Annotated in this window: 9 protein-coding genes and 1 riboswitch; of the genes, 6 read left to right on the forward strand and 3 right to left on the reverse strand. The window is 34.3% G+C overall.

Annotation, left to right across the window (positions count from 1 at the left end; translation table 11 throughout):
• Nucleotides 1-475: hypothetical protein (locus QZ659_RS19080; RefSeq protein ID WP_291728409.1), on the forward strand; the 475-nt coding region annotated here is incomplete at its 5' end.
• Between the two features lie 48 nt (nucleotides 476-523).
• Here the strand turns inward: QZ659_RS19080 and QZ659_RS19085 are convergent.
• On the reverse strand, nucleotides 524-3,985 hold the full coding sequence (locus QZ659_RS19085; protein ID WP_291728411.1) for a pyruvate carboxylase: 3,462 nt from the start codon (nucleotides 3,983-3,985) through the stop codon (nucleotides 524-526).
• A 232-nt stretch (nucleotides 3,986-4,217) separates the two neighbouring features.
• Here QZ659_RS19085 and QZ659_RS19090 point away from each other — a divergent pair, with 232 nt between their 5' ends.
• Nucleotides 4,218-5,132 carry a hypothetical protein gene (locus tag QZ659_RS19090; RefSeq protein ID WP_291728413.1) on the forward strand — a complete coding sequence of 305 codons (915 nt, stop codon included), beginning with the start codon at nucleotides 4,218-4,220 and terminating at the stop codon, nucleotides 5,130-5,132.
• Nucleotide 5,133: 1 nt separating this feature from the next.
• Here QZ659_RS19090 and QZ659_RS19095 read toward each other — a convergent pair whose 3' ends face one another.
• Nucleotides 5,134-5,859, reverse strand: coding sequence for a DUF2071 domain-containing protein (locus QZ659_RS19095; RefSeq protein ID WP_291728415.1), 726 nt, complete (start codon nucleotides 5,857-5,859; stop codon nucleotides 5,134-5,136).
• A 449-nt stretch (nucleotides 5,860-6,308) separates the two neighbouring features.
• Nucleotides 6,309-6,402: riboswitch (TPP riboswitch) on the forward strand.
• A gap of 109 nt (nucleotides 6,403-6,511) precedes the next feature.
• Between QZ659_RS19095 and thiM the strand changes: the two genes are divergently transcribed.
• Genes thiM through thiD form a run of 4 tightly spaced genes read left to right on the forward strand, consistent with a single transcriptional unit; the run spans nucleotide 6,512 to nucleotide 9,358 of the window.
• Complete coding sequence (thiM, locus tag QZ659_RS19100; RefSeq protein WP_291728417.1) at nucleotides 6,512-7,285, forward strand: hydroxyethylthiazole kinase; 774 nt, start codon at nucleotides 6,512-6,514, stop codon at nucleotides 7,283-7,285.
• Complete coding sequence (gene thiE, locus QZ659_RS19105) at nucleotides 7,282-7,926, forward strand: thiamine phosphate synthase (RefSeq protein WP_291728419.1); 645 nt, start codon at nucleotides 7,282-7,284, stop codon at nucleotides 7,924-7,926. Before thiM ends, thiE begins: the two co-directional genes overlap by 4 nt.
• Nucleotides 7,902-8,555, forward strand: a complete 654-nt coding sequence (locus QZ659_RS19110) for a TenA family protein (protein ID WP_291728421.1) — start codon at nucleotides 7,902-7,904, stop codon at nucleotides 8,553-8,555. Before thiE ends, QZ659_RS19110 begins: the two co-directional genes overlap by 25 nt.
• On the forward strand, nucleotides 8,552-9,358 hold the full coding sequence (gene thiD, locus QZ659_RS19115; protein WP_291728423.1) for a bifunctional hydroxymethylpyrimidine kinase/phosphomethylpyrimidine kinase: 807 nt from the start codon (nucleotides 8,552-8,554) through the stop codon (nucleotides 9,356-9,358). Before QZ659_RS19110 ends, thiD begins: the two co-directional genes overlap by 4 nt.
• 309 nt (nucleotides 9,359-9,667) lie before the next feature.
• On the opposite strand, the gene QZ659_RS19120 is transcribed toward thiD, so the two are convergent.
• The coding region (locus QZ659_RS19120) for a Mov34/MPN/PAD-1 family protein (protein ID WP_291728425.1) at nucleotides 9,668-10,242 on the reverse strand (575 nt) is incomplete at its 5' end.

The raw sequence follows: 10,242 nt of genomic DNA on the forward strand, positions 1-10,242 counted from the left end.
TTCAGCCAGTATTATAGCTTTTAGTTTTTCTAGTTGTATTGATGAAGTAGTAGAAGAAACCCAAAGAGCAGCAGATATTAAACAAACAGAAATCACTACTAGAAACTCAGCTAATCCAATAGGAATAGAATATCCAGTCGACCCTATTGATATGACAGAATATGAACAACGTGCTGCTGGTATTTGGAATATGAACGCTTTAGATCCAGAAGCGATTGATTATATTTTAGAACTTGAAAAAGATGGTACATTTCTGATAGCTCCGAATGAACCTTTTACAAGAGGTGCAGTTACAGGACTTTGGTATATGTCAAGTGATACGGAAGGAAGGATGTTTTTACATTTATCAGATTTCCAGAAATATGAGATAAAATCTTTCTCTGATAATGAAATTGAAATTGAAGGAGATTCAAATACATATATATTAACAAGAACCTCATCTACTAACCTAGACGAGCCTATCAAAGGAAACTAGATTATAAAAAAATGCTGATTGAAATTTCAATCAGCATTTTTTTTGTCTTTACTCTACTACCACAACCAAGTCATCTTGCTCTACCATTGAGCCACCATTCAAAACAATTTTCTTGATGGTTCCTGCTTTAGGTGTGCTAACAGTAGTTTCCATTTTCATTGCCTCAATGATAAAAAGAGAGTCTCCAGCTTTTACAGTATCGCCTTCTTTTACCAATACTTCAGCAATTTTTCCTTGAAGTGGCGAACCTATTTCTCCCTCATCAGTCGCACTTGCTTTTTGGTTACTGATTTTTTCAATTTTCAAGCTCTTATCTAATACTCTGACACGACGAATCTGTCCGTTCATATCAAAAGTAACTGTTTTCATTCCATCTTCATCTGGCTGGCTAATAGAGCGAAGTTTTACAATAAGCGTTTTTCCTTCGGCAATATCAATCATAATTTCTTCGTTGGGCTGAATGCCATAGAAGAAAATTTTGGTAGGTAAAATAGAAACATCGCCATACTCTTGAACTGTATTATAAAAATCTGTAAATACTTTTGGATAAAGTAAATACGAAATCAAATCTAGTTCATTTGCATTTTTAAACTCTTTCTTAAACGTTTTCCATTCCTTTTCCCAATCTATTGGCTCTAAATGTGCATTCGGACGTTCTGTAAAAGGTTTTTCCTTTTTAAGAATAAGTTTTTGTACTTTCTTTGGAAAACCTCCTTGTGGTTGCCCCAAATCTCCACGCATCATCTCTTTTATTGATTCAGGAAAAGACATCGTTGCACCTTTTTCTAAAATATCAGCTTTTGTATAGCCATTTGCAGTCATAAATAAAGCAAAATCGCCTACTACTTTTGAGCTTGGTGTTACTTTTACTAAATCTCCAAAAAGCTCATTTGCCACAGCATAATTTTTCTTTACTTCTTGGAATTTGTCTCCCAAACCTAAAGACTCTGCCTGTGGGCGAAGATTTGAATATTGTCCTCCCGGAATTTCGTGTTCATAAACTTCTGCTGTGCCTGCTTTTAAGTCAGACTCAAACGGATAATAATATTCTCTTATATCCTCCCAGTAATTTGAAAAGGCATTGAGTTTTGGTAAATAAATTTTCTGTTCACGCTCGTGTCCTTCCATAGCAGCCACCATAGAATTGAAAGAAGGTTGAGAAGTCAAGCCAGACATAGAAGCCAAAGCAACATCTACTACATCAACACCTGCCTCAATCGCTTTCAGATAAGTAGCCGATTGAATAGAAGACGTATCGTGTGTGTGTAAATGGATGGGTAAGCTGACAGTTTCTTTGAGTTTGGAAATCAAAAGTTCGGCAGCATAAGGTCTTAGAAGCCCTGCCATATCCTTAATGGCTAAAATATGCGCTCCTTCGTCTTCTAATTTTTTAGCTAAATCCAAATAATATTCTAAATTGTATTTTCCTTTCGGATTGGTAATAATATCACCAGTATAACAAATACAGGCTTCAGCAAGTGAATTGGTGTGTTTTCTAATCGTTTTGATGCTTACTTTCATGGCTTCTACCCAGTTGAGAGAATCAAAAACACGGAAAATATCAATACCATTTTGAGCAGCTTCTTCTATAAATTTAATAACCAAATTATCTGGATAGGCTTTATAACCTACTGCATTTGAGCCACGAAGTAGCATCTGTAACAAAATATTTGGAGCAGCTTTTCTTATATTTTTTAGTCTTTCCCACGGGTCTTCGTGCAGAAAACGCATCGAAACATCAAAAGTTGCTCCTCCCCACATTTCTAAAGAGAAAACTTCTGGATGATTTTTAGCAAAACTTTCTGTTACAGAAAGCATATCATAAGGACGAACACGAGTAGCCAAAAGCGACTGGTGAGCATCTCTCAAAGTAGTATCGGTGTAATGAATGGCTTTATCTTTCTTAAGCCATTTACAGAAATCTTCTCTGCCCAGTTTTTCTAGTTTGTCTTTTGTTCCTTTTGGAAACTTATCTTGATATTTTTTATCAAAATCTGGAATTTTTGGTGTTCTGAATGTCTTAGTTGGGTCTAATTTCTTTACACTCTCGTTTCCATTGACAGTCGTTTCAGCAATGTAGCGTAAGATTTTTGTTCCTCTATCCAAACGGCGAGGCATTTCAAAAAGCTCTGGATGATTGTCTATAAACTTAACAGTAGCTTCTCCTTTTTGGAACGTCGGATGAGAAATTACATTCAACAAAAAGTCAATATTTGTCTTGACTCCTCTAATTCTAAATTCTCTCAAAGCACGATGCAAACGAACGGCAGCTCCCCAAAGTGTACGCCCTTTTGCCGAAACTTTAATCAACATAGGGTCAAAAAACGGAGAAATTCTAGCTCCTGTATAACAATTTCCTGCATCTAAACGGATTCCGTAACCATCAGCCGAACGATAGGCGACAATCAGACCAAAATCGGGTTTGAAATTATTAGCAGGGTCTTCTGTTGTGATACGACACTGAATGGCAAAACCTTTACAAGGAACATCAGCTTGACTATGAATATAAATTCTTTTGTCTGTAAGTGGATAACCTTGTGCAATCAAAATTTGTGTGCGAACAATATCGATGCCTGTAACCTCCTCTGTGATAGTATGTTCAACTTGCACACGTGGATTTACTTCAATGAAATAAATATTTTCAGCTGCATCTACCAAAAACTCAACTGTTCCGACATTGTTGTATTTTACTTCTTTTGCAATCGATAAAGCATAATCGTACAAAGCATATTTTGTAGTTTCTGAAAGGGTAAGGCTTGGCGCAACTTCAACAACCTTTTGAAAACGACGTTGAACCGAACAATCACGTTCAAACAAATGGACAGTTCTGCCATAATTATCAGCCATTATTTGCACTTCGATATGCTTCGGATTGTCTATATATTTTTCTAAGAAAATAGTATCATCGTTAAAAGCTTTTTTTGCTTCGCTTTTGGCTTCTTTAAAAGATTTTATGAGTGTGGCTTCATCATGACAAACACGCATTCCACGTCCTCCACCTCCACCAGCAGCTTTTATGATGACTGGATAGCCAATTCTTTTGGCTTCTTTAGCTGCAACTTCTGGGGTAGTTAGATTTTCTTGGCTGTCTTCGATTACTGGAACTAACGCACGACGAGCAATAATTTTTGCAGCTACTTTGTCGCCTAACTGATTCATTACCTCTGGTTGAGGACCTATAAAAATAATTCCTTCCTCACGACAACGACTTGCAAAATGAACATTCTCTGATAAAAAACCATATCCAGGGTGGATTGCATCTATTTTTTTTGCCTTAGCAAGTGCAATAATTTCTTCAATATCCAAGTAAGGCTTTAAAGGGTCGTCTTCTGTTCCGATTTGATAGGCTTCATCTGCTTTGTATCTGTGAAGAGAATAACGGTCTTCATAGGTATAGATAGCTACCGTTCGAATATTGAGTTCGGAGGCAGCACGTAAAATGCGAATGGCAATTTCACCACGGTTAGCCACCAAAATACGGTCTAGTTTTTTTATAGTTTCTTTTTGCATGTGTTCAGTTATCAGTTACCAGTTATCAGTTACCAGTAAAAAATGCAGTAAATGACTTCTGTTTTTTGAAATAGGAAAGAGTAATTAGTGCTTTAGCGTGTTTGTGTTGTTTGATTTTTTAAAATTAGAGAAAAAAAGAAGTTTATCAAATCAATTTTACAATCAGTTTAGTAATTTCGTGTAAAAATATAACCTAAAAATATAGCTCATACTTTAGTATGAGAAATAAATCATGTTAGAAAAAATTGTTGTACAACCAATTGGAGGACTTTGTAATCGTCTAAGAGCGATAGAATCTGTCTTACATCTTCTAAAAACCACAGATAAAACGGATTTTGTTACTGTAATTTGGGAAAATAATCACGAGTTAGGAGCAAGCTATAAAAGCCTATTTAAGGAAAATAAAAAAATAAAAGTAGTAGAAACGCTGCCTTTTACTGGTAAAAATATATTTCATCCAGTACAAATGCTAAAAGTTTGGAATGCGATTGAGCCTACTGAAAAAAACTATCAAAAGTCGTATAGGCTTCGAAAGATTTTAGGAAAAGAAAAAGGTTGTGATAAAATTATCTACCTCAATGAAATTTTTGATTTAATAGAAAATGAATTTGATTTTAATAATCTCAAAAAATATAAGTCGCTCTATATCGTTTCTTGCTTTGATTTTGAAATAGACTATCCCAATAAATATTCTATGGAGGATGAAACAATGGCTTTGCCGTTTTCTAGCTTTATACCTCACTATGAAATCAGTGAAAAAATCAATAAAATTACCCATACATTTACAGAAGCAACAATTGGCTTACATATCCGACGAACTGACCACGCAGGAGCAATAGAGAAAAGTCCTTTATCACTTTTTATAGAAAAGATGAATGAGGAGATAGCTGATGATGAAAAAACGAATTTTTTCTTAGCTACCGACGAGAAAACCACTGAAAAAGAACTTATACAATTATTTGGGAACAGAATAATTATTAATAAAGAAAAAGCCTTTGATAGAGATTCAGAAAAAGGAGTGCAAGATGCATATATCGACGTGGCTTGTCTGTCAAAAACTTCAAAAATATATGGTTCTCATGCGAGTTCATTTTCAGAGACGGCTGCAAAAATGGGAGAAATAGAACTGATTGTTTGCAAAAAATAAATTATCTACTTTTTATTGCTTTTTTTCCAATCCATTTATGCTCAATATTTTTCATTAGAAGTGCGTTGTCAAACTTTATAGAACCTTTGGGGAAAATAGACACATCTTCAAAAAAACTAGAATGAACATTTTCTACTTCTAAAGGATGCACTTTCCAATTATCGGTCTGAAGTTCTAAGCCATCAAAACAATCTTTGTTAGGTATTGGAGAATAGCCTAACCTTCCTTGTTCGAAAAAATCAGAAGCCTCTTCTATACTTTCAAAAACGCTTTCACTGTTCCAGTTGTGAGTTGGTTTGGCTTTTATAGACAAAGAAGTCTCATCTTTACTAATGAAACTAACTTGATAATGATTGTTTTCCTCTTTTACATCAAAATTAGCAAGATAATGCACGCCAGAAAATACTTTATTACCTGCCCAAGAGTTTAGTTTGGAAGAGGTATCTCTACGAGGGATGAAAACTCCTTCTCTCATAACTCCTTCTTTATCTGTCCATTCAACAGCAATTCTGTGCGCTCCATTTTCTGATGAAACTCCTATAAACTTTGGGAAACCAGTCGGACGAACTTCTTTAAGACGAATCAGGCAAATGCCTGCGATTCCCTTTTCTTTTACGATTTTAGGATGAAATGGCTTTGGCAAATATTTTTCTAATACTTGTGCATCAATTTGATAATTGATTAAAATTCGTCTTTCTATAAGTCCTGTAATGGTTGGTATTTTCATTTTTTCTATTTTTTACGTGAGAATATTTATTCTAAAATACAACAAACCTCCTAAAATCATTTCACTTTTTGATTTTCAATTGTTTCAAAACTACAAATTCTTTTTTGAGTAGAAATAAAGCCCCTTTTCTTGTCTTATTGTAATTGTCTTACTTGGAAGTAACAAAGACATCACAGTCAGATAAAAACAAACCTAAAATATTACATAAATTATGAAGGTAACATCTTACAACACAAAAGCTACCAACCACAGGAAAATATGAAACAAAGGGAAATATAAAATTTTCATCTTTAATAACCGTGATAACCTTTAATATAGAGATTTTGATTTTAGTACAGTAGCCCTAATCCTCTATAACAAAGGTTGAGATGTGATTATTTTATACTTTTATGGAAGAGCTAAAAAAACAAATTAAATATTTGTAGCTATCTAAAAAAATACTAGCTTTGCCAAATCGTTAGGGGTGCTTATAAAATAGCTGAGATTATACCCTATGAACCTGAAATGTTTAATAACAGCGTAGGAAAACGAGTATTGTAAAGAAAATAAATACTATAATTTTAATTATAGTAAATATAATTATACAAGCCACTTTCGCACGCAGTTGTGAGAGTGGCTTTTCTGATTTAAAAAAATACTAAACAAAATTATTATGTCTGAATTGAATCGCTTCAATGATGTTTTGACAGAATTACGAAAGACTACACCTCTAGTGCATAATATCACAAATTATGTGGTGATGAACAACACGGCAAACGCACTTCTAGCTATCGGAGCATCTCCTGTGATGGCTCACGCTGTAGAGGAAGTAGAAGATATTGTTTCCATTTCATCATCGTTGGTAATCAATATGGGAACGTTAAGTAAAAACTGGGTAGAGGCTATGATTTTGGCAGCCCACAAAGCAAAAGAGTTGAACAAACCCTTTGTTTTTGACCCTGTTGGAGTAGGCGCATCGAAGTACAGAACCGAAACAGCTAAAAAAATAATTAGTACAGCAAGACCTAATGTGATTAGAGGAAATGCCTCAGAAATTATGGCTTTAGCAGAAATAACTAACTCTACAAAGGGAGTAGATAGCACAGCTAGTTCTGATGCTGCCATTAGTGCTGCTCAAAAACTCTCTAACGAACTTGGTAATACTATCATTATTAGTGGAGCAACAGATTATATCATTACACAAGACAAAATCAATGAGATAACTGATGGTGATGCCATGATGTCTAAGGTTACAGGAATGGGGTGTACTGCCACAGCCATTGTAGGAGCTTGTATTGCTGTAGAGTCTGATTATCAACTAGCTTCTACTGTTGCGATGAAAATTATGGGGAGTGCTGGTAATATGGCAGCTAAAACAGCAAAAGGGACAGGTAGTTTTGAAATGAGCTTTTTAGATAGCTTATCTAATTTAAACCAGTTGCAATGAAGCAAGTAGATTATTCCTTAATGTATGTAACTGATGATAGAATAACTAATGATTCCTTATTTTTTCAGATTTTGGAAGATAGCCTAAGAGGTGGAGCAAGCATCATACAACTGAGAGAAAAAAATCTTGATACGAAATCATTTTTTTATAGAGCTTTAAAAACAAAGTCGCTTTGTGAGAAATATGGCGTTCCGTGTATTGTCAATGATAGAATTGATATTGCCTTAGCAATTAATGCAGAGGGTGTCCATGTAGGTCAAAAAGATATGCCTGTTTCTGTAGCAAGAAAGCTATTGGGAAAAGATAAAATTATTGGGCTTTCAGTAAGTAATATCTGTCAAGCCACACAAGCTAATGATTTAGAAATTGATTATATCGGAATCTCTCCCATTTTTGGAACGACCACCAAAACGAAGGATTTAGATGAGCCATTGGGCATTGAGGGACTAAAAAAAATAAAACAAATTAGCTCTAAGCCAATAGTCTGCATTGGAGGAATTAATAAAAAAAATACTGCTCAAATTATTCAAAATGGCGCAGATGGAATCGCTGTTATTTCAGCTATTTCAAAGGCAGACAACCCTAAAATAGAAACAAAAACGTTAAAAAATATTGTATGTCAAGCTGGTACGAAAAAATAAATAAACAAACAGATTATATCCTACAAGAAATAAAAAAACATCCTTTCATTATTGAGTTGATGGACGGAACACTTTCTAAAGATATATTTAATTTTTATATCAATCAAGATGCTCAATACTTAGCTGTGTATAAGAAAATGTTGGCAGCTTTAGCCATCAAATGCTCAGATGAAACAGATACTCAGTTTTTCTTAAAAGCAGCCACAGAAACTATTCATGTTGAAAATGCTCTGCATCAGAATTTTTTGAAAGATTCAAAAGTTATCACTACTCCTTCGCCATCCTGTGAGTTTTACACTAGCTTTTTAGCCAGTAAAATTTATATGCAACCTACCGAAATAGGATTAGCAGCCGTTTTGCCTTGTTTTACTATCTACAAACAAATTGGTGATTATATTTTGGAACATCAAACTGGCAAAGCAAATAATCCTTATCAAGATTGGATAAATACGTATGGTGGAGAAGATTTTGCCAACTCTGTCCGTCAAGCCATAAAAATTACAGACAGATACGCACAAACAGTCTCTGAGAAAACGATTGAAGAGATGAATTTAGCCTTTGAAAAATCATCAAAACTAGAGTGGATGTTTTGGGATAGTGCTTATAACAAAGAATCTTGGAAAATATGAAACAAACCTATAAAAGCGTATTGACTATCGCAGGGAGCGATTCGGGTGGAGGTGCAGGAATTCAAGCAGATATTAAAAGTATAAGTGCTTGTGGTGCATATGCAGCGAGTGTAATTACAGCCACTACGGCTCAAAACACACAAGGTGTGTTTGATATTCATGCCATTCCTATTGCACACCTAGAAAAACAACTAGAAGCTGTTTTGGATGATATTCATTTTGGTGCAGTCAAAATAGGAATGCTACATTCTTGTGAAGTAATTCAAACTGTTGCAGTAAAATTATCAGAATACCATGTGAAAAATATCGTATTAGACCCTGTAATGGTGGCGACCTCGGGCGATAAGCTGATTACAGATAATGCCATAGACTGTTTAAAGGAATTTCTACCACAGGCAAGGCTTATTACTCCCAATATATCTGAAGCAGAACTATTGGTGAATCATTCTATAAATAGTAGTAATTTTGAAGCTTCAGCCCAAGAAATTGGACGAAGCTATAATACTTCTGTTCTACTAAAAGGAGGACATTTAGAGAGGGAAGAAGATATAATGCTAGACATTTTGTTCAATCGTGAAACAAATAGCATTCATAAAATTTATAATCCCAAAATAAATACAAAAAATACACATGGAACAGGTTGTAGTCTATCTTCAAGTATCGCTACCTTTTTATGTTTAGGCTTTGAATTAGACGTGGCAATTGAAAAAGGATGTAATTACGTGAATCAAGCCATTGAGAAAGGTAAAAACATGGACTTAGGTAAAGGTAATAGTCCAATCAATCATTTTGGTTTGAAATGATGATTAGATGAGCTACTTTTAAAATAAACAGGAGAAGACAAAAAAGTTCTGTTAAGCATATTCTTGTAATGGAAGATATTTTTATCTATTCTATTTTTTTTACGTGAGAATATTTATTGAACTTGTTTAAGAATGGTTTTCTAGCGCAAGATTTCATCTTGTGCTTACCGTTTCGTCAGCATATGCTGACGAACTGAAAGTCGGCGTAGTCTAAAAAGTGCGTCCAAGCAGAATGCTTGAACGAGAAATAATAAATAAAATTTACTCTATACTTCATTCAAGCTAACTTTTGTCCATTTTTAAATAACTTCATTCTAAAACACAAAAAACCTCCCTAAAATCATTTCCTAGAAAACACTTCATTTCTTCTCGTTGTGGATTCAAAACCAGTCCAAAGTGCCAGTCTGCATCAAAAAAAGTAAGATGGTTTTGTTTATCAACGTGAGAAAAATAGACCTGTAAGTGTCTTGGATGTGTGTGATACCAACCAATAAGTTGTTTTTTAGAGGCTTTGGCTTCAATTTTTTCTTGTTGTTCTAACAAGGTGTGCCACGTCTGATGATTGAAGTGTAGGTGTCGCATAGAGCCTTCTGCTGTTTTAGCTGCTAATGCAAAATTAACAATTCCTATAAAATTTTTATTACCATCTTTGTCTTTTTGTTTTATTACCTCTCCAAATAGTAATCCACCTTGTTCAACTTGGTTGTCTTCTATATTTTTTCCAAAACCTATATGCTCTTGTATTATTTGAAAGGCTTCTTTATGGATAAAAATGGTGTCAGTAATAGGTTTTTGTTTTAAATTTTCTTCAAAAAAAGAATCCCAAAAAGGCATATCTATTGCATTTTTTGGAATATAAGGTGGTTTTTCTTCTATGATTTTAA

Source organism: Bernardetia sp. (assembly GCF_020630935.1).
Lineage (GTDB): Bacteria > Bacteroidota > Bacteroidia > Cytophagales > Bernardetiaceae > Bernardetia.